The sequence below is a fragment of the Paenimyroides tangerinum genome, assembly GCF_003865405.1.
Lineage (GTDB): Bacteria > Bacteroidota > Bacteroidia > Flavobacteriales > Flavobacteriaceae > Flavobacterium > Flavobacterium tangerinum.
In genome coordinates this window covers 63,996-87,860 of the sequence record NZ_RQVQ01000008.1, presented here as the reverse complement: position 1 = coordinate 87,860, position 23,865 = coordinate 63,996, and the positions used below count along the sequence as shown (strand labels likewise).

Genomic DNA, 23,865 nt, shown 5'->3' with positions numbered 1-23,865 from the left:
TTAGAAGATTATAATGATTTCAAAAGCCACCATAGATGCCGTTTACGATGCAATTCGAGTTGAAGAAGTGATTGGCGACTTTGTTACATTAAAAAAAGCCGGAAGTAATTACAAAGGTTTAAGTCCGTTTGTGAACGAAAAATCTCCTTCGTTTATGGTTTCACCAGCCAAACAAATCTGGAAAGATTTCAGTTCTGGAAAAGGTGGAAATGCGATTGCTTTTATTATGGAGCACGAACATTTTACGTATCCAGAAGCGATTCGATATTTAGCAAAAAAGTACAATATCGAAATTGAAGAAACCGAACAAACCAACGAGGAAAAAGAACAAATGAACGAAAAGGAAAGTATGTTCTTGGTATCTGAATATGCCAAAAAATACTTTTCTAAAATCATGCTGAATTCTGACGAAGGTCAAGCAATTGGTTTGTCTTATTTCAAAGAGCGTGGTTTTACCATGCAAACCATTGAAAAGTTTAGTTTAGGATATTCGCCAGATTCGTGGGATGCATTTACAAATGATGCTTTAGGAAAAGGTTATCAATTGGAATTTCTAGAAAAAACGGGTTTAACGATTGTAAAAGAAGATAAGAAATTCGACCGCTTTAAAGGTCGTGTGATGTTTCCAATCCAAAGTATGTCGGGACGTGTTTTAGGTTTTGGTGGTCGAATTTTGACTAACGATAAAAAAGCAGCTAAATATTTAAATTCGCCTGAAAGTGATATTTACCATAAAAGTAAAGTGCTTTATGGTATTTTCCACGCTAAACAATCCATTGCAAAATTAGATAACTGCTATTTGGTTGAAGGTTATACCGATGTGATTCAAATGCATCAAGCGGGAATCGAGAATGTTGTTGCATCTTCGGGGACGGCTTTAACGCCAGACCAAATTCGTTTGATTAGTCGTTTAACCAAAAATATTACGGTTCTTTTTGATGGTGATGCAGCGGGATTACGAGCTTCGATTCGTGGGATTGATTTGATTTTGGAAGCAGGAATGAACGTTCGTGTTTGTACGTTTCCTGATGGTGATGACCCAGATAGTTTTGCTAAAAAAACACCACACGATGAATTGTTGAAATATTTCGAAGATAACGCAACCGATTTTATTCGTTTCAAAGCTTCGTTGTTAATGCAAGATGCAAAGAACGACCCGATAAAAAAAGCCGATTTAATTCGAGATATGGTTTCGAGTATTTCTAAGATTCCAGACAATATTCAGCGTGAAGTTTATATTCAAGAAACGGCTCGAATTATGGATATTTCTGAAGATGTGCTTTTTAGTACTTTAGCGAACATCGGCAAAAAGGAACTTCAAGAAGCCAACAAGAAATTTGTTCAAGAAAAGAAATTTGAGGTTGTAAAAAAACTTGAATCTCCAGAAGAAATCAAAAAAGAGAAGGTTGATATTATGTTTTTATTAGAACGTAAAATCATTGAGATTTTGTTGATTTACGGAAATTATGAAGAAACTTTTAACGAGTTGGTTTTACAAGCTAATGAAATCGAAGAAACCGTTGAAGAAGTTACGGTAAAAGTTACACGTAAAGTTTTTGATAAAGTTTATTTGAGTTTGCAAGACGATGAGGTTGAGTTGAGCAATCCGCTATTCCGTGATATTTATAAAGATATTATTGCGTTTTATCATCAAAAAGGATATTGGAATTTAGAAGAATATTTAACGCGTTTAAAGCCTGAATTTGCTGAAGAAATTACTTCGATTATTATGAACGAAGAAAAATATGAAGTACACGAATGGGAACGTCAGCATATTTTTGTAAAAACCAAAGACCAAGGTGTTTCACAATATGTGTTTGAAACCATTTTAACGTTACGTTGGTATTTGGTAAATCAGATTGTGGATGAAATTAAAAATAAACTATCTGAAAATTCATCGGGTAATAATTTTGAAATTTTAACTGAAGCTGTTGATTATAATAAATTAGCTAATTCATTCTCCTATCAATTAGGTCGTGTAATGTCTCGATTTTAGTAAATAACAAAAAAGTCTGCTTTCTTAAGGCAGACTTTTTTGTTTAATAAATGATAGAAAATTATTTCAATTCTTTTGGAATTTCACAAACCGGAATCGGATTCATTTTATGTTGATTGATTCGGTTTAAACGGCTGTAAATTTTAAAAACTTCTAATTCTCTGCCTTTAAAATCAGCCTCTGTTTTTCCAGCTTCTTTAGCTAACATCGCCATTTCCAATTCATCGTAACTTGCACCTAATTGGTCTTCATCAGAACGGTCGTCGCCAAATAAACCATCGGTTGGTTTTGCTACAATGATACTCGACGGAACGCCTAAATACTTTGCTAATTCACGAACTTCTGATTTCATTAAATCTGCAATCGGACTTACATCTACACCACCATCTCCATATTTTGTGTAGAATCCAACGCCAAAATCCTCAACCTTGTTTCCTGTTCCAGCAACTAAAGCTTGGTGAATTCCTGCGAAATAATACAAGGTAGTCATTCGTAAACGCGCTCTTGTATTGGCTAAAGTTAAATTTAAACGTGCTTCATCTTCACCTTTCGGAAAGCTTTCAACCATCAAATCAAAAGTTGGAGTTAAATCGGCAACTGCGCTTGAAATAGTATTAAATTTTGATTTTAAATACGAAATATGTTCTTGCGCTCTAGAAACCTGACTTGCAGCTTGATGAATGGGCATTTCTACACAAAGTGTTGGTAAACCTGTCATTGCACATAATGTTGAGGTTAAAGCCGAATCGATTCCGCCAGAAATTCCTACCACAAAACCTTTTACATGTGCAGTTTCTGCGTAAGTTTTTAACCAGTTCACAATTAGTTCTGTGATTTCTTTACTTTTAAATGTGGATGATGTCATAAAGTTGTATTGATTTTAATCGAGCTGTGTTATATTTGTAATTCATTTATAAAGTTAAGAAATAATCTTGTTTTCCAAACTATGAAGAAATATCTATTTATTTTATTTGCTGCAATCGGACTGACGAGTTGTTCAGAAAAAGCAAAGGTTAATAGCGAAATTGAAGAAATTCCGGTTGAGGTTCAGGTACTTCGTTTTGATAAAGAATTTGTCGAAACTCCTGATGCTGAATTTTCAAAACTAAAACAAAAATATCCGTTTCTGCTTCCTGTAAATGTGCCTGATGAAGAATGGATGAATAAACGAAATGATTCTTTGTTTAAAGTACTTTACAAAGAAGTGCAAACACAATTTGCTGATACGAAGCAATTAGAAACAGATTTGGAATCGTTATTCAAACACATCAAATATTATTTTCCGAATCAAAAACCAGGTAAAGTCGTTACGTTGATTTCGGAAGTTGATGTAGATGCGAAAACAATTTATACAGATTCGCTTTCGATCATTTCGTTGGATACGTATTTAGGTAAAGACCATCGTTTTTATGAAGTTTTTGATACGTATTTGTTAGGCGGTTTTGAACCTACTCAAATTACTTCTGATTTAGCAGAAAGTTTTATTACAACTCAATTATCTTATCCAAATGATCGTCAGTTTTTATCTCAAATAATTTATTCTGGGAAAATTATGTACGCTAAAGATTTGTTAATTCCGAATGCTTCTGACGATGTGAAAATGGGATATTCTCCAGAACAAATCCAATGGTGTTTTGATAATGAATCTCATATGTGGAAGTATTTTATTGAAAATAAATTGCTTTATGATTCAGATTCAAAGCTTTATGGTCGATTTATTCAAAATGCACCTTTCTCAAAATTCTATTTGGATTTAGATGCAGAATCACCAGGTAGAGTTGGAGTTTGGATTGGTTGGCAAATTGTTCGTTCGTATATGAAAAATAATAATGTAACTTTGCAAGAACTTTTTGCTAAAGATGCAAAAGAGATATTTGATAATTCTAAATATAAACCTAAGAAATAATGGGTCAATTAAATAAGTCTGAAATTAAAATTCAAGTTGAATTAGACGAAAACAAAGTTCCTGAAATTTTAAGATGGACAGCTCCTGATGGAGGAATTGAAAACGATACAGCGAAAGCGATGTTACTTTCAATTTGGGATAGTAAAGTTCAAGAAACACTTCGAATTGATTTATGGACGAAAGATATGCCAGTTGATGAAATGAAGAAGTTCTTTCATCAAACTTTAGTAGCAATGGCTGATACTTTTGAGCGTGCAACAGATGATAAAAAAATGAGTGATACGATGCGTGATTTCTGCGCTTATTTTGCAGAAAAACTTGAGTTACACAAATAATAAGATATCCGATAGTTTTGAAGCTATCGGATATTTTTTATATATTAGTTTTATAAAAAAAACACACTTATGAATAAATTAGCTGAAAATAAATCTTTTGCTAATCTAACTTTAATAGTTAGTATTTTGCTTTTTTTGTATTGGAATGTGGTTCAAAATTTCGATATGTATCGATTTGTAATTGTTGGAGCTTTATTTGAAATGACATCAATAATTTCAGTAATAGCAATTTTTTTAATTCCCTTATTTTTGATTGTATTGATTGGTGTTAACAAGTTAAAAGTTCTAAAACAGTTTTATTTTGCATTACTTATTTTCGCTGTTTTAATAACTTTATTGTTTACAATATATATGTAACAAAAAAGACAACTTTTGTAAGTTGTCTTTTTTTATATAAAACTATCGTTCTTAAAAATATCTTTATTGATTTGGTCAATGTATTCTAAAATAGTATCTCTACCTAATTCTGTTTCAGAAGAAGTTATAAAATACGGAGGCATTTCTTCCCATTCTCCTTCTAATAAAGCTTTTTTGTAGGAAGCTACTAGATTATTTACTTTACTTCTTGGAACTTTATCTGCTTTAGTAAAAATAATACTTAAAGGTATTCCGCTTTCTCCTAAATATGTTAAGAATTCTAAATCAATTTTCTGTGGTTCGTGACGTATATCAATTAAAACAAAAGCCAAAACAAGTTGTTCTCTTTTTTCAAAATATTCGGTAATGAATTGTTGAAAAACCGATTTCGTTTTCTTTGAAACTTTAGCGTATCCATAACCTGGTAAATCTACTAAAAACCAGTTTGAATTGATTTTAAAGTGATTTATTAATTGTGTTTTCCCAGGTTTCCCAGATGTTTTTGCTAAATTTTTATTGTTGGTTAGCATGTTTATTAACGATGATTTACCAACGTTAGAACGGCCAATAAAAGCATATTCTGGTAAAGGTTCATTCGGACATTTAGAAACATCGGAGTTACTAATTACAAATTCTGCGGTATTTATTTTCATTCGTTAAAATTTTCTTTTTGTTAACCAAGCGTCTAATAACTCATTGAACTCATCTGGATGTTCCATCATTGCGGCATGTCCACATTTATCAATCCAATATAAATCTGCGTCTGGTAATAATTCTTCAAATTCTACAGCAACATCAGGTGGTGTTACTTTGTCATTCGCTCCCCAAATAATACAAGTTGGAGTTGACATTTTTGGTAAGTCTTTTGCCATATTATGACGAATCGCGCTTTTGGCAATGGTCAAAGTTTTTATCAATTTCATTCGATCATTTACCGTTGCAAAAACATCGTCAACAACTTCTTTTGTAGCAATTGCTGGGTCGTAAAATACGTCCTCTGCTTTTTTCTTGATAAATTCGTAATCGCCTCTTCTTGGGTATGAATCTCCCATTGCGCTTTCGTACAATCCGGAACTTCCTGTAATTACCATTGCCTTTACGTTTTCAGGGTAAAGTTTTGTGTGAAGTAATGCAATGTGTCCTCCTAAAGAGTTACCTAATAAAATAACATCTTTAAGTCCTAAATGTTTTATGAAATCGTGTGTGAATTTAGCAAATGCTTTTACACTTGTTTTTAATATACTATTCGTGTAAATCGGTAGTTCAGGTAAAATTACACGATAACCTTTTTTCGGAAAATAATTGACAACTCCATCGAAATTACTCAAGCCGCCCATTAATCCGTGTAAAATTATTATTGGTTTGCCTTCGCCGTATTCTGCGTATCTGAATTTTCCTTCTTCTTTTATTTTTCGCTCCATTTAATTTTTTTGCGATTATTCTATAATAGGCAAATATACTATTTTTCTCTCTATTTATTATTTATTAGTTTCTTTAAATAAAACTTTGTTTTTTATTAACGATTTTATAAACATTTTATTTCGTTTCGAGATGTATTTTCATTGATAAGAATGTATTTTATTGTATTGTTTCTGATTGAATATTTAAAATAAATCAAAGAAAGATAGAAAACTATGAAAAATATTTAATCATTGTAAATGAGTTACTTATGTTTTTGAAAGTCGTTTTTTAAGATTGTGGAAAAAAATATCAACAAAGTGGTAAAAAGTGGTAAAAGGTGGTAAAAAAATATTTACATTTGCTATTACTAAAATCAAAAGGTAAAGTTGAATTCAATTGTAGGTACATACGAATGTAAAATTGACACCAAAGGAAGGGTCATGATTCCTGCTTCTTTAAAGAAGCAGATTCCTGCTATTTCCGAAGGTTTTGTTTTAAAGCGTTCTGTGTTTGAAACTTGCGTTGAGTTGTGGCCAATGGCTGAATGGGAATTGATGATGGTTAAAATCAATAAGCTTAATAGATTTGTTCGCAAAAATGATTTGTTTGTTCGCAAGTTTATGGCGGGTGTAAAAACGGTAGAAATTGACGATGCAGGTCGTCTTTTGTTGTCGAAAGACCTGATTGATTTTGCAAAAATATCAAAAGATGTCGTTTTCTCATCTAAAGTCAATGTTATTGAAATTTGGGACAAACAATTGTATGAAGATATTTTAAATGATGATTTGGACTTTGGTGATTTAGCCGAAGAAGTAATGGGAAATTTAGATGACAATGGAGAATAACGAATATCACAATCCGGTTTTATTAAAAGAAACGGTTGATGGTTTAAATATTAAACCTGACGGAATTTATGTGGATGTGACTTTTGGTGGAGGAGGTCATTCAAGAGAAATTATGAAACGATTAGGGCCAAACGGAAAATTGTTTGCCTTTGACCAAGATGAAGATGCTCTAGCTAATATTATTGAAGATGACCGTTTTCAGTTAATAAATGAAAATTTCAGATTCATAAAACGTTTTTTACGTTTTCATGGAGTTAAACAAGTCGATGGAATTTTGGCTGATTTAGGAGTTTCTTCTCATCAGTTTGATGTTGCAGAACGCGGTTTTTCAACTCGTTTTGAAGCAGAATTAGATATGCGAATGGATCGTAAAGGTGGACTTTCTGCTTATAATGTTATTAATGATTACGACGAAAGTCAAATTGCAAGCGTTCTTTCTCAATATGGAGAATTGACAAATGCAAGAGCGATGGCTTCAGTTATTGTTACTGCAAGAGCAGAAAATGAAATCAAAAATTCAGAACAATTAAAACAAATATTGTCTCGTTTTTTACCTGGACATAAAAGCAATAAGATTTTAGCTCAGATTTATCAAGCCATTCGTATTGAAGTAAATCAAGAGATGGATGTTTTAAAAGAATTTTTAGAACAATCTTTAGAAATCTTAGCTCCAAACGGAAGATTGAGTGTGATTTCTTATCATTCCTTAGAAGATCGTTTAGTTAAACGTTATATGAAAAACGGAATGTTTGAAGGTGAACCTGAAAAAGATATGTTTGGTCGTTTTGAAGTTCCTTTTAAATTAATTGGAAAAATGATTATTCCTTCAGATGAGGAAATTAAAATAAATAATAGAGCACGGAGTGCTAAATTAAGAATTGCAGAAAAAAAATAAATGAACATATATAATATCATAAAAGCCAAATATTTAGTAGAAGGTCATTCTATTTATAATTGGCTATTTATTATTTATGTGGTTTTATGGGCGCTTGTTTTGATTGCGAATAACCATTTTTATGAGCAAAAGACAATGAATCTTCGTGATTTGAATGAAGAAGTTAAAGAAATGCGTTCTGAATTTGTTGATCGCCGTTCAGAATTGATGCAATTAAAAATGGAATCTACGATTTCAAGAAAAATGGAAACTTTAGAGATTTTTCCATCAAGTGTTCCGCCTAAAAAAATTAAGGTAGTTGTAGAAAAAGAAGAAAAAGGATTTTTTGATTTATGGGATTAGCTAACAAAAACGAAAATAATAGAGCCTATTTAGTTTTCGGTTTTATGTTGCTGATTTGCTTCGGGATTTTTGCTAAGATGTCCATCATTCAGTTTAAAGATGGAGAAAAATGGAGAAGTAAAGCTGACAGTTTAACCATCAAAGACGAAAGTATTCCTGCGAATAGAGGTAATATTTATTCAGCAGATGGAAGTTTATTGGCGACATCAATCCCAAAATACACCATTTACTTTGATCCTTTTGCACCAACAGATGAGAATTTTGAAAAAAATATAAAACCATTATCGGATTCGTTAGCTAAGTTTCTAAAAAGAAAAACTTCTGGTCAATATGAATCTGATTTTAGGAGAGCACGTTCTAATAAAAAAAGGTATTTACACATCGCAACTAAGTTGAGTTATACCGATTATATGCGTTTGAAATCTTTTCCACTTTTTAATTTAGGAAAGAATAAAGGCGGAATGATAATCGATCAGGTTAATGTTCGTGAATATCCGATGGGAATGATTGCAAACAGAACGATTGGTTATGAACGTATTAATGACGATGGTTCGATAACTAGAAAAGGTGTTGAAGCAGCTTTTACAGATTATCTTACAGGTAAAGAAGGTCGTCGTAAGGTTCAAAAAATGTCTAAACGTTTATGGAAACCAATCGGCGATGAAAATGAGATTGATCCAAGAGATGGTTTAGATATCATTACAACGATTGATGTTTATATTCAGGATATTGCGCATCACGCGCTTCTGAAAGCATTAGAAGATTTTGGGGCGCATCACGGAACGGTAATCGTTATGGAAACCGAAACTGGTCACATAAAAGCAATTTCTAATTTAGGATTAGGCGAAAATGGAAGTTATTCAGAAACGATAAATTATGCAGTTGTTGAAAAACATGATCCAGGTTCTACATTTAAGTTGGCGTCATATTTAGCTTTACTTGATGAAGGAAAGGCAGATACAGCAACAATTTATGACACGCATAATGGTTTAGTGACGTTTTCAGGTAAAAGAGTTAGAGATTCGAATAATAGAGGTTATGGAAAAATATCTTTAGCTAGAGGTTTTGAAGTTTCCTCAAATACTGTTGTTACACAGGCGGTTAATGAAGCTTTTAAAGATAATCCAAAAGAGTTCACTGATAAATTGGAAAGTTTTGGATTCAATAAACCTTTAGGAATTGATTTGTTAGGAGAGGCTTCTTCTTATATTCCAGTTCCTGGAGATCGAAATTGGAGTAAGATTGCTTTGCCTTGGATGGCTTATGGATACGGAATTTTAGTAACACCATTACAAACATTAGCGCTTTATAACGCAGTGGCTAATGATGGAAAAATGGTTAAGCCTCAGTTTGTTCAGGAAATTCGCGATGTTAATAATTCCGTTAAGGTTTTTGAAACACAAGTAATTAATCCACAAATTGTAAAACCGCAAGTAGTTCGTGAAATGCAAGACATTCTAAAGAATGTTATGAAGAAAAAAGGAGGAACAGGTCATCGATTATATTCTACCGATTTTTCAATGGCTGGTAAAACAGGAACAGCTCAAATGAATTATGGTAAAAGTGGTGGTGGAATGTATTATGCTTCTTCGTTTGTTGGATATTTTCCTGCCGAAGAACCTAAATATTCTTGTATCGTTGTGATTCACCGTCCTACAAAAGGAAGTTATTATGGAGGTGATGTTGCTGGACCAGTTTTTAAACGTTTGGCACAAAAGATTTTCACCGATGTTCCTTCGATAAAGGAAATAAAAGACATTGATAAAACGCTTCCAGAGATTAATAAGAAATATGAAAAATATTATTCGACTGTAAAAAATACGGGTAATAAAATGCCAAATGTAGTCGGATTAAGTCCGATGGATGCTATTGCAATTTTAGAGAATTTAGGAGTTCGAGTTAGAACAACTGGATTTGGAAAAGTAAAATCGCAATCTATTCAAGTAGGACAAACATTAGATAGAACACAAACAATTATATTAGAATTATCTTGAGAAAATTAGAAAATATATTAGCAAATGTTTCAACAAAATCGATAATTGGTTCTGTTGATATTGCTATTGATGCTATAACTTTCGATTCGCGTTCTGTAAAATCATCGACACTTTTTGTAGCAATCAAAGGGACAGAAGTTGATGGTCATAATTACATTCAAAAAGCGATTGATTTAGGTGCTTCGGTGATTGTTTGCGAAATTTTACCAATAGATTTAAATCAGGAGGTAACTTATATTCAAGTCGAAAATTCTAATGAAGCTTTAGCATTTTTAGCTTCTAATTTTTATGATAATCCTTCAACAAAATTAAAATTAGTTGGAGTAACAGGGACAAACGGAAAAACAACGATTGCAACTTTGTTGTATAATTTATTTTCGCAAGCTGGTTTTCAAGTTGGGTTGTTATCAACGGTGAAAGTGATGATTGGTCAGGAAAATTTTCCTGCCACACATACCACACCCGATTCGATTTCTATAAATAAATATCTAGCTCAAATGGTTGATACTGGATGTCAGTATTGTTTTATGGAAGTGAGTTCTCACGGAATTGCCCAAAAACGTACTGCAGCTTTAGATTTTAACGGCGGACTTTTTACAAATCTATCTCACGATCATTTAGATTACCACAAAACATTTGCAGAATATCGTGATGTTAAGAAAAGCTTCTTTGATCAATTAGATAAAAAAGCTTTTGCGATTACAAATGCAGATGATAAGAATGGTGAATTTATGTTGCAAAATTGCAAGGCAAATAAACTTTCTTACGGTCTAAAAAATGTTGCAGATATTCACGGTCAAGTTTTAGAAAGTCAAATTTCTGGAATGTTAATGCGTATTCAAAACAACGAAATTTGGGTACAACTGATCGGCTCTTTTAATGCTTCTAATTTATTAGCAGTTTACGGAGCTGCAATAAATTTAGGTTTGTCCGAAGAAGAAGTTTTATTGCAATTAAGTACTTTGAAAAGTGTTTCAGGTCGATTCCAATATTTTGTTTCTGATGATAAAATTACGGCTATTGTAGATTACGCACACACGCCAGATGCACTTGAAAATGTGTTAAAAACAATCGAAGAAATTCGTACAAGAAATGAACAATTAATTACTGTTGTGGGATGCGGCGGTAATCGAGATAAAACCAAACGTCCAGAAATGGGACAGATTGCTTCAGAGATGAGTAATCAAGTGATTTTTACTTCAGATAATCCAAGAAATGAAGATCCGATGGTGATTCTTTCTGAAATTGAAGCTGGAGTCGAAGCTCAAAACGTGAGAAAAGTTCTTACAATCGAAGACCGAGCACAAGCTATTAAAACAGCTTGTAAACTTGCGAAATCTGGTGATATTATTTTAATCGCAGGAAAAGGTCATGAAGATTATCAAGAAATTAAAGGAGTTAAATACCATTTCAATGATTATGAATTGGTTCAAGAATTTTTAAAAGCATAAGATGTTATATTATTTATTTCAATATTTAGGAGAAAACTACGACATACCTGGAGCTAGATTGTTTCAGTATATTACGTTTCGTTCAGGTATGGCGATATTGTTCTCATTGTTGATTTCAACGATTTTTGGTAAACGAATTATTGACTTTTTACGTAAAAAACAAATTGGAGAAACAGTTCGTGAATTAGGTTTAGAAGGTCAGAATGAAAAAGCAGGAACGCCTACAATGGGTGGAATTATTATTATAATTTCAACATTAATTCCAGTTTTATTATTCGCAAAGTTAGATAACATCTATATTTTACTTTTGATTTTAACCACCATTTGGATGGGAGCAATCGGTTTTTTAGATGATTATATTAAGATATTTAAAAAGGATAAAGAAGGTTTAAAAGGAAGATTTAAAGTTATTGGTCAAATTGGTTTAGGAATAATCGTTGGGGGAATTTTATATTTTCATCCAAGTGTGACGGTTCGTGATACGCCAAGTATTTTATTAGAAACCGAAACGATTAGTAAATACGATGTAAAGTCAACGGCTACAACAATTCCTTTTTTCAAAAATAACGAATTCGATTACGGACAATTGATTTCGTGGATGGGTGATGGTTACGAGAACTACGTTTGGTTGATTTTTATTCCAATTGTAATTTTTATTGTAACAGCTGTTTCAAATGGTGCAAATCTTACAGATGGAATTGATGGTTTAGCGGCAGGAACCTCTGCAATTACGGTTTTGGCTTTAGCAGCTTTTACATTTATTTCAGGAAATTTTGTTTTGTCAAATTACTTGAACGTAATGTATATTCCGAACTCTGGTGAGATGACCATTTTTATTGCCGCCTTTGTTGGAGCTTTAATCGGTTTCTTGTGGTATAATACCTATCCAGCTCAAGTTTTTATGGGAGATACTGGAAGTTTAACCATCGGTGGAATTATTGCTGTTATTGCAATCGCAGTTCGTAAAGAATTATTGATTCCTGTTTTATGTGGTGTTTTCTTAGCAGAAAATTTATCAGTCGTTTTGCAGGTTAGTTATTTCAAATACACAAAAAAGAGATATGGTGAAGGACGTAGAATTTTCTTAATGTCGCCTTTACATCATCACTTTCAGAAGAAAGGTTATCACGAAAGTAAAATCGTTACTCGTTTCTGGATTGTGGCTATTTTCTTAGCAATTTTTTGTGTGATTTCATTAAAATTAAGATAGTATGAAGTTAGTTGTACTAGGTGGAGGCGAAAGCGGTGTTGGAACGGCAATTCTTGGAAAACAAAAAGGATTTGAAGTTTTCTTGTCAGATGCAGGTTCGATTAAAGAACATTATAAAAATGTTTTGAACGGACAAGGTATTGAGTGGGAAGAGAATCAACATTCAGTTGATCGAATTCTTCAAGCCGATGTGGTTATGAAAAGTCCTGGAATTCCTGATAAGGTTCAGATTGTAAAAGATTTGTTGTCTAAAGGAGTTAAAGTGATTTCTGAAATCGAATTTGCTTTTCCGTTTGCTAAAAATATTTCAATTGGAATAACCGGTAGTAATGGAAAAACAACAACTACTTTGCTAACACATCACGTTCTTAAACAAGCCGGATTAGATATCGGAATTGCTGGAAACATTGGAGATAGTTATGCACAACAAATTGCAGAAAATCCTGACCGAGCTTATGTACTTGAATTAAGTAGTTTCCAATTAGATGGAATCGAAAATTACAAACCACATATTGCAATTATTACCAATCTAAGTCCAGATCATTTAGATAGATACAATTACGAATATCAAAATTATATCGATGCCAAGTTCAGAATCACTATGAATCAAACCGAAGAAGATTATTTGATTTATGATGCTGATGATGTCGAAATTCAGAAATGGTTAAAAAATAATAAAACAAAAGCACAATTAGTACCTTTTTCATTAACACAAGTTTTAGAGCAAGGTGCATTTTTAAAAGATAACAACATAATAGCGATGATAAAAGAAGAAAACGTTACAATTCCAACTAATGAAATTGCTATAGAAGGAAAACATAATGTAAAAAATGCTATGGCAGCAACATTAGTAGCGCAGATGATGCGTGTACGTAAACAAACTATTCGTGAGAGTTTATCAAACTTTGACGGAGTTCCGCATCGTTTAGAAAAAGTAAATCGTGTAAACAAAGTTTTATATATCAACGATTCAAAAGCAACAAACGTAAACGCAACTTATTTTGCTTTAGAAAGTGTAAATGCGCCAACGATTTGGATTGTTGGAGGAGTTGATAAAGGAAACGATTACGATGAATTGATGTCGTTCGTTAACGAAAAAGTAAAAGCGATTATTTGTTTAGGTTTGGATAACGAAAAAATAAAACAAGCATTTTCAAGTGTTGTTGATGTGATGTTAGAAACAGCTTCTATGAAAGATGCGGTTTCGTTAGCAAGCAAAATGGCAGAACAAGGAGATACGGTTTTATTATCACCTTGTTGCGCAAGTTTCGATTTGTTCAAGAGTTATGAAGATCGTGGAGATCAATTTAAAGAAGAAGTAAATAAATTATAAAAACCAATTATGAGAAAGTTATTATCCCGTTTTGAAGGTGATAAAGCTATTTGGGCCTACGTTATTTTGTTGGCTCTGTTCTCGTTTATGCCTGTTTTTAGTGCCAGTTCAAACTTGGTACACGTCGTAGGAACAGGTTCTATTATTGGTTTGTTGATGAAACATTTCTTTCATATTCTTGTCGGAATTGTGATTGTTTTTGTGTTTCATAGAATGCCTTTTGATCGATTGAAATATTTTGCACCAATTGCTTGGATTCCTGTTGTTGGTTTGTTGTTTTTAACAGCCGCTCAAGGAATGATGATTGGAGGAGCAAATGCAAGTAGATGGTTAAATATTCCTGGAATTAATTTGTCATTTCAGCCTTCATCTATCGGATGGATTTCATTAATGGCTTATTTATCTTGGTTTCTGTGGAAATTTAGTGATGAAGAATATTCGTTCAATAAATCATTACTTTGGGTTTGGGCTCCTGTCGGATTAATTATATTGCCGATTTTCCCATCCAATTTCTCAACAGCGGCCATCATTTTTGCATCGGTTTGTATGTTGTTATTTATTGGGAAATATCCATTGAAATACCTTGGTAAAGTTCTTGGATTTGGATTGGTAATGGGAGTTATGGCATTTTTTGCAGCTAAGGCTTTTCCAGATTATGCACCATCTCGATTAAGTACTTGGGTGGCTCGTATTGACCGTTTTGGTTCTGATGATAAAGATATTGATCGTTATCAAATTGAAAATGCTAAAATTGCAATTGCTCAAGGTGAAGTTTTTGGAGTTGGTCCCGGAAAAAGCATTCAAAAGAATTTTCTTCCACAATCATCTTCCGATTTTATTTATGCAATTATTGTTGAAGAATTCGGATTTATTGGCGGAATGTTGATTTTAGGAGTTTATGTTCTTTTGCTCTTCCGTTTTTTAGTGGTGAGTAACAAAGCTCCAAATCTCTTTGGAAAGTATCTCGTCATCGGACTTGGATTTTCTATCATATTCCAAGCGATTATCAATATGGGAGTTGCCGTAGAAATATTTCCAACAACTGGTCAACCTTTGCCTTTAGTAAGTAGTGGAGGAACCTCAATTTGGATGACCTGTCTTTCTTTAGGAATCATATTAAGTGTTTCTCGAAAAGAAGACGAAATTAAAAGACAAATGGCAGATAATGCTGCAAAGCAAGAAGCTTTTAAACGATTGTTAGAAGAACAAGAATTAGCAGATAAAGAAGAACGTGAATTAGAAGGAGATAATCCGATGAACGCAGTTCTTAATAAATAATAAAATGAAAACGAATCCAAGATTTATAATTAGCGGTGGTGGAACAGGCGGACATATTTATCCGGCGATTGCTATTGCGAACGAACTTAAAGCTCAGTTTCCTGAGGCTGAAATTTTGTTTGTTGGTGCGCAAGATAAAATGGAAATGCAAAAAGTTCCTGCGGCTGGTTATCAAATCCAAGGTTTATGGATTGCTGGAATTCAGCGTAAGTTAACTTTAAGTAATTTAATGTTTCCTGTTAAGTTTCTTTCGAGCTTGATTAAATCGCGCGGAATTATAAATAAATTCAAACCCGATGTAGTAATCGGAACGGGTGGTTTTGCAAGTGGAGCTGTGGTTAAAGTTGCAGGTTCAATGAATATTCCAACGGTAATTCAAGAGCAAAATTCATATCCAGGAATTACAAATAAAATGTTGGCTAAAAAAGCTAAATCAATTTGTGTGGCTTATGAAGGATTGGAACGTTTTTTTGATAATGAAAAAATTCAATTAACAGGAAATCCAGTGCGTCAAGATTTGTTATCGATTGATTCAAAAAGAAATCAAGCGATTGAAAGTTTTAAATTGAATCCGAATAAAAAAACGGTCGTTGTTTTAGGGGGAAGTTTGGGAGCTAGAAAAATCAATCAGTTGATAGAACAAAAATTAAATTTCTTTACTGAAAATAATGTGCAAGTGATTTGGCAATGTGGGAAGTTTTATTTTGATGAATATAAAAAATACAATACAGAAAACGTTCAAGTAAATGCTTTTTTTGAACAAATGGATTTGCTTTATGCTGCAGCTGATGTGATTATTTCTAGAGCAGGTGCTTCATCTGTTTCGGAATTAGCAATTGTTGGAAAACCAGTGATTTTTATCCCGTCGCCAAATGTAGCTGAAGACCATCAAACCAAAAACGCTAAAAGTATTGCAGATAAAAACGGTGCGATTTTAATCAAAGAATCTGAATTAGACCAACGTTTCGAATCAGAATTCAAAAAAATTGTTGCAGATGAAAATCATACAAAAGCACTTTCAGAAAATCTGAAAAAACTTGCAAAACCAGATGCAACAAAAGATATAGTAAAACAAATAGTACAATTAATAAAATAAGATGAATATAGCAACTTTAAAAAATGTGTTTTTTATCGGAATCGGAGGAATCGGAATGAGTGCTATTGCACGTTATTTTCATCGATTAGGAAAAAATGTTGCTGGTTACGATAAAACACGAACGCATTTGACTGATGAGTTAGAAGCAGAAGGAATTGCGATTCATTTTGAAGATAATTTAGAATTGATTTCAAAGGCTTTTTTTGATAAGGAAGAAACTTTGGTTGTTATTACACCAGCGATTCCAAAAAATCATAGCGAATGGAATTATTTTATTGATAATAATTTTGAAATAAAAAAACGTGCCGAAGTTTTAGGACTGATTACTGAAAATTCATTCTGTTTTGCAGTTTCAGGTACACACGGTAAAACAACGACTTCGAGTATGTTAGCTCATATTTTGTTTCAAAACAAGGTTGATGTAACTTCTTTTTTAGGAGGTGTTTTAGAGAATTATAATTCAAATTTAGTTGGCGAAGGCAAGACAGTTACTGTGGTTGAAGCAGACGAATTTGACAGATCTTTCTTACATTTGCACCCCAATATTGCTTGTGTGATTTCGAACGATGCGGATCACCTTGATATTTACGGAACTAACGATGAAATCAAGAAATCGTTTCAAGAATTTGCAGATAAAGTTTCTGATAAAGAAAATCTTTTTGTAGCCGATCACGTTGCGATTGAAGGTACAAAGGTTGGAATCAATTCTGATACAAATATTGTTGCAGAAAATTTGAAAATTGAAAATGGAATGCGTGTTTTTGATTTGCGTTTTGAAGGCGAAACAATCAAAGATATTCACTTACAAATGCCAGGAGAACACAATGTGCTAAATGCAAGTTTGGCTATTTCTATGGCAAGAAAATACGGATTGACTGCCAAACAAATCAAAGATGCGTTAGCAACTTTTAGTGGAGTACGACGTCGTTTTTCATTTAAAGTTAGAAACGAAGATTGTGTTTATATCGATGATTATGCACATCATCCAACAGAAATAAATGCGGTTTATGATGCGGTTCGTGAGTTGTATCCAAACAAAAAAATAGTTGCTGTTTTTCAACCCCATTTATTCAGTAGAACAAATGATTTTATGGATGATTTTGCAACGAGTTTATCAAAGTTCGATGAGATTTATTTGTTAGACATTTATCCAGCTCGTGAATTACCGATGGAAGGCGTAACTTCTCAAGTTCTTTTAGATAAGATGAAAAATGAAAATAAATTTTTAATTTCAAAAGAGCAATTGATTCAATTCGTTTCTGAAACCAATGAAGAAGTTTTGGTTACTATTGGCGCCGGAGATATTGGAGAAATGGTAGATGAAATTAAAGAGATTTTAGAAAATAGATTAAAATAAGAAAATGTTAAAGAAAATCAACTGGTTCGATGTGTATTTAGTGCTAAGTATTTTTGCGCTAATTGGACTATTTGTTTTTGCGCAATCGCGTTCAAAACAAAGAACAGTTGATGCTATTGAAGTGAAATTTTTGAGCAATAATAACCATTTTATAACACAAGAAATGGTTAATAACTTGTTGAAACAAAATTTCCCAAATGCGAACAACGTATTTAAAGATGATTTAGATTTGAATAAGTTGGAGCAAGAACTGCAAAAAAATGAAATGATTGCTTCATCGCAAGTGTATTTTGATGCGAATGGAGTTTTAAATGCAGAAGTAGTTCAGAAGACGGCAATAGCAAGAGTTCTTACAGGAAATGGTTCATATTACATTGACACGCAGGGTGGAAGGATGCCGTTGTCAGATCATTTTAGTGCGCATGTACCAGTGGTTTTAGGCAAGGTTTCTGATCGGAATAGACAAGAGTTTATTCGGATGTTGAATGTGATTTTTGAAGATGATTTTCTTAAAAAAAGTATTACTGGAATTAAAATAAATCCAGATCAAAGTTTGAATTTGACGGTTCGTGAATACGATTACAATGTTGAGTTTGGTAGATTAACAGAAGTTGAAAAGAAATTTAATAATTATAAAGCTTTTCTTCACTACTCAAAAAACGACACAATCGTACCGTATTACAAGAACGTTAATTTAAGATTTACTGAACAAGTTATTTGCACGAAATAAAATAGTTATGAACAAGAACAATATCGCTGTAGGTTTAGACATCGGAACAACAAAAATTGTTGCGATGGTCGGAAAGAGAAACGAGTATGGAAAACTCGAGATCTTAGGAGTTGGAAACGCCAAAAGTTTAGGTGTTAAGAGAGGTGTTGTTAATAATATTACACAAACAATTCAATCGATTCAGAATGCGGTTGCTTTAGCAGAAGCAGAATCGGGATATAAAATTAAAGATGTGGTGGTTGGTATCGCTGGTCAACATATCAGAAGTATTCAACATCACGAATATATCAGTAGAGAAAATCCAGACAATGTGATTTCTGATGCAGATATTGAATTATTGATTAATCAGGTTCAGAAATTAACGATGTTACCTGGCGAAGAAATCATTCACGTGCTTCCTCAAGAATTTAAAATCGATGACGAAGCGGGTATCAAAGAACCAATCGGAATGTATGGACGTAGATTAGAAGCAAGTTTCCACGTAGTTGTTGGACAATCTTCTTCTATCCGAAATGCAGGACGTTGTGTTAAAGATGCTGGATTAGAACTTTCGGGTTTAACTCTTGAACCACTTGCTTCAGCAGAAGCTGTTTTAAGTAATGAAGAAAAAGAAGCTGGTGTTGCTTTAATCGATATCGGTGGAGGAACAACAGATTTAGCTATTTTCAAAGACGGAATTATTCGCCATACGGCTGTGGTTCCATTCGGAGGAAATGTGATAACAGAAGATATAAAAGAAGGTTGTTCGATTATTGAAAAACAAGCTGAGTTATTAAAAACACGTTTTGGTTCGGCTTGGCCGGGAGAAAATAGAGATAACGAGATTGTATCAATTCCAGGTTTACGTGGTCAAGATGCAAAAGAGATTTCTCTAAAAAATCTTTCAAAAATTATTCATGCTCGTGTAGTTGAAATTATTGAAATGATTTTCTCTGAAATCAAAGCTTATGGATATGATAATCCAAGAAAAAAATTAATTGCTGGAATCGTTCTTACAGGTGGTGGGTCTGAATTGAAACACATCAAACAGTTGGTAGAATACATTACTGGAATTGACACACGAATTGGTTTTCCAAATGAACACATCGCAGGAGATTCTGCAAAAGTTGTAGCAAGACCATTGTATGCAACTGGAGTTGGTTTAACAATGGAAAGTGATTTGAATAATTCTAGAAGTCAGATTTATGTAAAAGGACATGAAAATGATGATTATTATCAAGTTGCAAAAACCAATGTTGTTGCTCAAACGGTTAATGCCGTTACAGAAATTGAACAAGAACAAGTTGTTATAAAAGAAAAAGAAACAGAAGTAATTATCGAAAGCGAAGTTGAAAAGCCTTCGACTGTAGATAATATAAAAGGAAGATTTTTTGGTAATTTTTTATCTAAGTTTAAAGAATTTATCGATAAATCAGAATAAATAAACCGCATAATAATGGATAACACATTTGAAAACATCACATTTGATTTACCAAAAAATCAATCAAATGTAATTAAAGTAATCGGAGTTGGAGGTGGCGGTAGTAATGCCATTAACCACATGTTTAATCAAGGGATTAAAGGAGTTGACTTTGTTGTTTGTAATACAGACGCTCAGGCACTTCAAAACAGTACTGTTCCAACAAAAATTCAGTTAGGTATTGCGTTAACTGAAGGTTTAGGAGCTGGTGCAAATCCTGATGTTGGACAACAATCTGCATTAGAAAGTATAGAAGAAATCGAACAATTATTAGACTCAAATACTAAGATGGTTTTCATTACCGCTGGTATGGGTGGTGGTACAGGTACAGGTGCTGCTCCGGTAATTGCTCAATTGTCTAAAGAAAGAGATATATTAACAGTTGGTATCGTTACGATTCCTTTTCAATTCGAAGGTAAAGTTCGTCAAGAACAAGCTTTACGTGGAGTTGAAAAATTAAGAAAAGTAGTAGATTCATTAATTGTTATCAATAATAATAAATTAAGAGAAGTTTACGGAAACTTAGGTTTCAAGGCTGGTTTCTCTAAAGCTGATGAAGTTTTAGCAACTGCTTCTCGTGGTATTGCTGAAGTTATTACACATCACTATACACAAAATATCGATTTAAAAGATGCTAAAACTGTTCTATCTAACAGTGGAACTGCAATAATGGGTTCGTCTTTAGCTTCAGGTGAAAATAGAGCAAAAGAAGCAATTGTTTCTGCTTTAGATTCTCCGTTATTAAACGATAATAAAATTACAGGTGCTAAAAACGTATTGTTGTTAATTGTTTCTGGTGAGAATGAAATCACGATTGATGAAATCGGTGAAATCAACGACCATATCCAAATGGAAGCTGGACATAATGCAAACATCATTATGGGAGTTGGTGAAGATGAATCTTTAGGAGATTCTATCGCTGTAACAATTATTGCAACGGGTTTTAATGTTGAGCAACAACAAGAAATTGTGAGCTCATCTGAACCAAATAAAATCATTCATGTTTTAGGAGATGAACAAAGAGTAACGGCTAATTTAACTCAGCCAAATGTACCAACTTTCTCTGCGCCATCACCAGAACAACCTTTAATGAATAATGGATTTTCCAATTCAGGAAGAATCGTTTACGGATTAGATGATGATTTTCAAAACACATCTAATACCGACGTTGAAAAAAAAACAATAGTTCAAACTACTAATCCAGTTGCTCATGCGGTTGCAACTCCAGTAGTGGAACAAGTTGTTAATCCAGCGGTAAATGAGCAACCTCAGTTTGAAATCAAACAAATTAAAACGCAAGATATTCGCGACATTCAGGTAATTGACCCACAATTTATTATTGTGAAACCAAAAGCTGTTGTTGAAGAAGCTCCAATGCAATTTACGTTTGATATTGTTCAACAAGAACGTGAATTTGAGGGGCAGCATGAAATGTTTTCAAACAAAGAATTAAATTTCTTTACGAACAATGAACCAGAAATGGCTAAACCAGTTCAAGAAGAAAAAATCGAAGAAGTAAAAAATCCAAATGAAGTAATTCGTTATTCATTGGATGATTATATGGATGTTGAAGAGAAATTAAATAAGAAGGTTGTAGTTGAGGAAGTTGAAGAAGATTTCGGATTTACAGTTCGTACAGAAACTTCTATTCCAAATTCAATCAGAACTTCAGATGAAATTTCGCCAATCGATTTATCTATTAACGATATTTTAAAAGGTCGTGCAGAAGAACGTAAGCGTAAAATGAAAGACTTTAACCATAAATTCAATAACGTGAATGCACAATTGAATGATTTGGAAAAAGAACCTGCTTACAAAAGAATGGGAGTTGATTTATATTCGAATCAAACTTCTCAGACTTCAAGAATGTCTTTAGGAACAGATAGCAACAATGATATGCAATTGCGTTCAAATAATTCATTCTTACATGATAATGTAGATTAGTTATAGATTAGATTTATATTTACTAAACCCAAAATAACATCGCTTATTTTGGGTTTTTTAATACCTTTGTACAAACTAAAAAAATAGAGAAATGAGTTTACAAGCTAAAATTATGGACGCATTGAAAACAGCTATGAAATCTAAAGACCAAGTGGCTTTAGAATCTTTAAGAGCTGTGAAATCTGAATTGTTATTAGCACAAACTTCAGGAACTGGTGTGGAATTAACAGAAGAAGACGAAATAAAAATTTTACAAAAGTTGGTTAAACAACGTAAAGATAGCGCAGCCATTTTCACAGGTCAAAACCGTGCAGATTTAGCTGAACCAGAATTAGCTCAGGCAGCGGTTATCGAGCAGTTTTTACCAGCTCAGTTATCAATAGAAGAAGTAGAAGCAATCGTTGCTCAAATCATCTCAGAAGGCGGATTTGCCGGAATGGGTTCGATGGGACAAGTGATGGGATTAGCAAATGCTAAATTGTCTGGTTCTGCAGATGGAAAAACAATCTCAACGGTAGTTAAAAAATTACTTACAGCATAATAATTGGCTGCGTAGTTCAATTGGATAGAATATCAGATTCCGGTTCTGACGATGTGGGTTCGAATCCCGTCGCGGTCACGAAACCTTCCTTTATCGGGAAGGTTTTTTGTTTTTTTATGATTTAGATATTGCAGGTTTAATTTTTGGATAAATAGATGGATTGTAAATCTGTGTAATTTGGTTATAAAACTAAATGTATTCACAAAATTTTGTATATTCGTTAAATATAACTCGTGTTTTATTGGTTAATTTGTGTTAGTGTCAAAACTTTAACACATTGATTTAAATGAAGTGTAATGATAATTTGAAAACTACGTTTAGATAATGCATCACGATTTAAATTGAATAAATTTATTATTAATTACGGACAATCATAAAATTCTTTTAAAAACAAAAATTATGAGATCAACTTACACCGTGCTTATTTTTACAAGCATATTTTTAGCTAGCGCATTATTTTCTTTTAGACTTTCTCAAAAAAACGGTACAGAATTTCGATACAACCCAATTTTGTTATTAGTTATATTCGTTTTATTTTTAGTTTCATTATATGGTAGCATAACAGGAACACCTTATGATGAAATAGTTCCTTTTATAGGATAAATATAATGAGAAAAGCAATGATTAAAGAAAACACATCGATCAACAGCAGTTTACTTCCATACTTTTATTAGTTGTGAAACCCGATAGCGCGGATTTGCAATCCGTGCTTTTTTATACTAATTTTAGAAAAGCGAATTTATTCGGTTTCAAAGTTTTAAATTAAATATGTTGTTCTTCTTTTAATCTTTTTAAATATGTCCACAAAATATAAAGCTACAGATATTAACAGCGCATATTTTATAACACTAACAACCGTTGGTTGGATTGATATTTTTACTCGTTTAAATCAAAAACATGTTATGATTAATGCATTAAAATATTGTCAATCAAATAAAGGTTTAGAAATTTATGCATTTGTTTTAATGCATAGTCATTTACATATACTTTGTAAAGCTACAGCCAATCTAACAATTGCTGAAATAATGCGTGATTTTAAAAAATTCACAAGTAAAAAAATAATTGAAACAATACAAAACGAACCAGAAAGCAGACGTGAATGGATGTTGGAATACTTTCAAGATTCTTGTGTACATTTAAAACGAACGCAAAATTATAAAGTTTGGCAAGATGGGTATCATGCTGAATCTGTTTACTCAAATAAATTTATTAAGGAAAAAATAAACTACATTCATCAAAATCCTGTAAAAGAGAAAATAGTAGCTAATGCTGAAGATTATTATTTTAGTTCGGCTCGAAATTATGCAGGTTTAGATAATGATTTACATGTAGTTGTTTTATTTATGGGTTAAATGTCACAGATTGTAAATCCGCTCCATCTGAAATTTAAACTTC

The 23,865-nt window shown here is 32.7% G+C and carries 23 protein-coding genes and 1 tRNA gene; 21 read left to right on the top strand and 3 right to left on the bottom strand.

The genetic code is table 11. The features are described from left to right. The first annotated feature begins 13 nt into the window (after positions 1–13). Complete coding sequence (gene dnaG, locus EG240_RS04930; protein WP_125018041.1) at positions 14–1,996, top strand: DNA primase; 1,983 nt, start codon at positions 14–16, stop codon at positions 1,994–1,996. 61 nt (positions 1,997–2,057) lie between these two features. Here dnaG and nadE read toward each other — a convergent pair whose 3' ends face one another. After that, positions 2,058–2,861, bottom strand: coding sequence for an NAD(+) synthase (gene nadE / locus EG240_RS04925; RefSeq protein WP_125018039.1), 804 nt, complete (start codon positions 2,859–2,861; stop codon positions 2,058–2,060). An 81-nt stretch (positions 2,862–2,942) separates the two neighbouring features. On the opposite strand from nadE, the gene gldB reads away from it, so the two are divergent. From gldB to EG240_RS04910, 3 genes are all read left to right on the top strand, one after another. Continuing rightward, positions 2,943–3,902 carry a gliding motility lipoprotein GldB gene (gldB, locus tag EG240_RS04920; RefSeq protein ID WP_125018037.1) on the top strand — a complete coding sequence of 320 codons (960 nt, stop codon included), beginning with the start codon at positions 2,943–2,945 and terminating at the stop codon, positions 3,900–3,902. Next, a complete protein-coding gene (gldC, locus tag EG240_RS04915) occupies positions 3,902–4,237 on the top strand; it encodes a gliding motility protein GldC (RefSeq protein WP_125018035.1) in 336 nt (111 codons plus the stop codon). The genes gldB and gldC overlap by 1 nt, the downstream gene beginning before the upstream one ends. A 69-nt stretch (positions 4,238–4,306) precedes the next feature. Beyond that, complete coding sequence (locus EG240_RS04910) at positions 4,307–4,594, top strand: hypothetical protein (RefSeq protein WP_125018033.1); 288 nt, start codon at positions 4,307–4,309, stop codon at positions 4,592–4,594. Between the two features lie 32 nt (positions 4,595–4,626). Here the strand turns inward: EG240_RS04910 and yihA are convergent, their stop codons facing one another. Together yihA and EG240_RS04900 are read right to left on the bottom strand one after the other, a co-directional pair. Next, positions 4,627–5,247, bottom strand: coding sequence for a ribosome biogenesis GTP-binding protein YihA/YsxC (yihA, locus tag EG240_RS04905; RefSeq protein ID WP_125018031.1), 621 nt, complete (start codon positions 5,245–5,247; stop codon positions 4,627–4,629). 3 nt (positions 5,248–5,250) lie between these two features. Then, entirely contained in the window at positions 5,251–6,015 is a 765-nt protein-coding gene (locus tag EG240_RS04900; protein WP_125018029.1) for an alpha/beta fold hydrolase, read from the bottom strand. Between the two features lie 366 nt (positions 6,016–6,381). Here EG240_RS04900 and mraZ point away from each other — a divergent pair, with 366 nt between their 5' ends. From mraZ to EG240_RS04815, 17 genes are all read left to right on the top strand, one after another. After that, positions 6,382–6,840: a division/cell wall cluster transcriptional repressor MraZ gene (gene mraZ / locus EG240_RS04895; RefSeq protein ID WP_125018027.1), complete on the top strand. Its 459-nt coding sequence runs from the start codon at positions 6,382–6,384 to the stop codon at positions 6,838–6,840. Then, positions 6,830–7,735: a 16S rRNA (cytosine(1402)-N(4))-methyltransferase RsmH gene (gene rsmH / locus EG240_RS04890; protein WP_125018025.1), complete on the top strand. Its 906-nt coding sequence runs from the start codon at positions 6,830–6,832 to the stop codon at positions 7,733–7,735. The genes mraZ and rsmH overlap by 11 nt, the downstream gene beginning before the upstream one ends. Further along, positions 7,736–8,077, top strand: coding sequence for an FtsL-like putative cell division protein (locus EG240_RS04885; protein WP_125018023.1), 342 nt, complete (start codon positions 7,736–7,738; stop codon positions 8,075–8,077). Beyond that, on the top strand, positions 8,068–10,071 hold the full coding sequence (locus tag EG240_RS04880; RefSeq protein WP_125018021.1) for a penicillin-binding protein: 2,004 nt from the start codon (positions 8,068–8,070) through the stop codon (positions 10,069–10,071). Before EG240_RS04885 ends, EG240_RS04880 begins: the two co-directional genes overlap by 10 nt. After that, positions 10,068–11,522, top strand: coding sequence for a UDP-N-acetylmuramoyl-L-alanyl-D-glutamate--2,6-diaminopimelate ligase (locus EG240_RS04875; RefSeq protein WP_125018019.1), 1,455 nt, complete (start codon positions 10,068–10,070; stop codon positions 11,520–11,522). The genes EG240_RS04880 and EG240_RS04875 overlap by 4 nt, the downstream gene beginning before the upstream one ends. A gap of 1 nt (position 11,523) precedes the next feature. Further along, complete coding sequence (mraY, locus tag EG240_RS04870) at positions 11,524–12,732, top strand: phospho-N-acetylmuramoyl-pentapeptide-transferase (RefSeq protein ID WP_125018017.1); 1,209 nt, start codon at positions 11,524–11,526, stop codon at positions 12,730–12,732. A 1-nt stretch (position 12,733) separates the two neighbouring features. After that, a complete protein-coding gene (murD, locus tag EG240_RS04865; RefSeq protein WP_125018015.1) occupies positions 12,734–14,065 on the top strand; it encodes a UDP-N-acetylmuramoyl-L-alanine--D-glutamate ligase in 1,332 nt (443 codons plus the stop codon). A gap of 9 nt (positions 14,066–14,074) precedes the next feature. Continuing rightward, positions 14,075–15,343, top strand: coding sequence for an FtsW/RodA/SpoVE family cell cycle protein (locus EG240_RS04860; RefSeq protein ID WP_125018012.1), 1,269 nt, complete (start codon positions 14,075–14,077; stop codon positions 15,341–15,343). A 4-nt stretch (positions 15,344–15,347) separates the two neighbouring features. Then, entirely contained in the window at positions 15,348–16,439 is a 1,092-nt protein-coding gene (gene murG / locus EG240_RS04855) for an undecaprenyldiphospho-muramoylpentapeptide beta-N-acetylglucosaminyltransferase (RefSeq protein WP_125018010.1), read from the top strand. Position 16,440: 1 nt separating this feature from the next. Continuing rightward, complete coding sequence (gene murC / locus EG240_RS04850) at positions 16,441–17,796, top strand: UDP-N-acetylmuramate--L-alanine ligase (RefSeq protein ID WP_125018008.1); 1,356 nt, start codon at positions 16,441–16,443, stop codon at positions 17,794–17,796. Positions 17,797–17,800: 4 nt separating this feature from the next. After that, positions 17,801–18,526: a cell division protein FtsQ/DivIB gene (locus EG240_RS04845; protein ID WP_125018006.1), complete on the top strand. Its 726-nt coding sequence runs from the start codon at positions 17,801–17,803 to the stop codon at positions 18,524–18,526. Positions 18,527–18,533: 7 nt separating this feature from the next. Continuing rightward, positions 18,534–19,946, top strand: a complete 1,413-nt coding sequence (gene ftsA / locus EG240_RS04840) for a cell division protein FtsA (protein WP_125018004.1) — start codon at positions 18,534–18,536, stop codon at positions 19,944–19,946. 15 nt (positions 19,947–19,961) lie between these two features. After that, entirely contained in the window at positions 19,962–21,929 is a 1,968-nt protein-coding gene (gene ftsZ / locus EG240_RS04835) for a cell division protein FtsZ (RefSeq protein ID WP_125018002.1), read from the top strand. 91 nt (positions 21,930–22,020) lie between these two features. After that, positions 22,021–22,470: a GatB/YqeY domain-containing protein gene (locus EG240_RS04830; protein ID WP_125018001.1), complete on the top strand. Its 450-nt coding sequence runs from the start codon at positions 22,021–22,023 to the stop codon at positions 22,468–22,470. Between the two features lie 5 nt (positions 22,471–22,475). After that, positions 22,476–22,548: transfer RNA gene (locus EG240_RS04825), tRNA-Arg, on the top strand. Positions 22,549–22,869: 321 nt separating this feature from the next. Then, on the top strand, positions 22,870–23,073 hold the full coding sequence (locus tag EG240_RS04820) for a hypothetical protein (protein ID WP_125017998.1): 204 nt from the start codon (positions 22,870–22,872) through the stop codon (positions 23,071–23,073). A gap of 194 nt (positions 23,074–23,267) precedes the next feature. Next, positions 23,268–23,822: an REP-associated tyrosine transposase gene (locus tag EG240_RS04815; protein WP_125017996.1), complete on the top strand. Its 555-nt coding sequence runs from the start codon at positions 23,268–23,270 to the stop codon at positions 23,820–23,822. The last annotated feature ends 43 nt before the right edge of the window (positions 23,823–23,865 follow it).

Excerpts from the sequence above, each read along its gene's own strand:
- ftsA (WP_125018004.1), top strand. The coding sequence starts at position 18,534 with ATGAACAAGAACAATATCGCTGTAGGTTTAGACATCGGAACAACAAAA.
- EG240_RS04830 (WP_125018001.1), top strand. The coding sequence starts at position 22,021 with ATGAGTTTACAAGCTAAAATTATGGACGCATTGAAAACAGCTATGAAA.
- murG (WP_125018010.1), top strand. The coding sequence starts at position 15,348 with ATGAAAACGAATCCAAGATTTATAATTAGCGGTGGTGGAACAGGCGGA.
- murC (WP_125018008.1), top strand. The coding sequence starts at position 16,441 with ATGAATATAGCAACTTTAAAAAATGTGTTTTTTATCGGAATCGGAGGA.
- EG240_RS04880 (WP_125018021.1), top strand. The coding sequence starts at position 8,068 with ATGGGATTAGCTAACAAAAACGAAAATAATAGAGCCTATTTAGTTTTC.
- gldB (WP_125018037.1), top strand. The coding sequence starts at position 2,943 with ATGAAGAAATATCTATTTATTTTATTTGCTGCAATCGGACTGACGAGT.
- EG240_RS04820 (WP_125017998.1), top strand. The coding sequence starts at position 22,870 with ATGAGATCAACTTACACCGTGCTTATTTTTACAAGCATATTTTTAGCT.
- EG240_RS04910 (WP_125018033.1), top strand. The coding sequence starts at position 4,307 with ATGAATAAATTAGCTGAAAATAAATCTTTTGCTAATCTAACTTTAATA.
- EG240_RS04845 (WP_125018006.1), top strand. The coding sequence starts at position 17,801 with ATGTTAAAGAAAATCAACTGGTTCGATGTGTATTTAGTGCTAAGTATT.
- EG240_RS04900 (WP_125018029.1), bottom strand. The coding sequence starts at position 6,015 with ATGGAGCGAAAAATAAAAGAAGAAGGAAAATTCAGATACGCAGAATAC.
- gldC (WP_125018035.1), top strand. The coding sequence starts at position 3,902 with ATGGGTCAATTAAATAAGTCTGAAATTAAAATTCAAGTTGAATTAGAC.
- mraY (WP_125018017.1), top strand. The coding sequence starts at position 11,524 with ATGTTATATTATTTATTTCAATATTTAGGAGAAAACTACGACATACCT.
- EG240_RS04885 (WP_125018023.1), top strand. The coding sequence starts at position 7,736 with ATGAACATATATAATATCATAAAAGCCAAATATTTAGTAGAAGGTCAT.
- ftsZ (WP_125018002.1), top strand. The coding sequence starts at position 19,962 with ATGGATAACACATTTGAAAACATCACATTTGATTTACCAAAAAATCAA.
- nadE (WP_125018039.1), bottom strand. The coding sequence starts at position 2,861 with ATGACATCATCCACATTTAAAAGTAAAGAAATCACAGAACTAATTGTG.
- dnaG (WP_125018041.1), top strand. The coding sequence starts at position 14 with ATGATTTCAAAAGCCACCATAGATGCCGTTTACGATGCAATTCGAGTT.
- rsmH (WP_125018025.1), top strand. The coding sequence starts at position 6,830 with ATGGAGAATAACGAATATCACAATCCGGTTTTATTAAAAGAAACGGTT.
- EG240_RS04815 (WP_125017996.1), top strand. The coding sequence starts at position 23,268 with ATGTCCACAAAATATAAAGCTACAGATATTAACAGCGCATATTTTATA.
- murD (WP_125018015.1), top strand. The coding sequence starts at position 12,734 with ATGAAGTTAGTTGTACTAGGTGGAGGCGAAAGCGGTGTTGGAACGGCA.
- EG240_RS04860 (WP_125018012.1), top strand. The coding sequence starts at position 14,075 with ATGAGAAAGTTATTATCCCGTTTTGAAGGTGATAAAGCTATTTGGGCC.
- yihA (WP_125018031.1), bottom strand. The coding sequence starts at position 5,247 with ATGAAAATAAATACCGCAGAATTTGTAATTAGTAACTCCGATGTTTCT.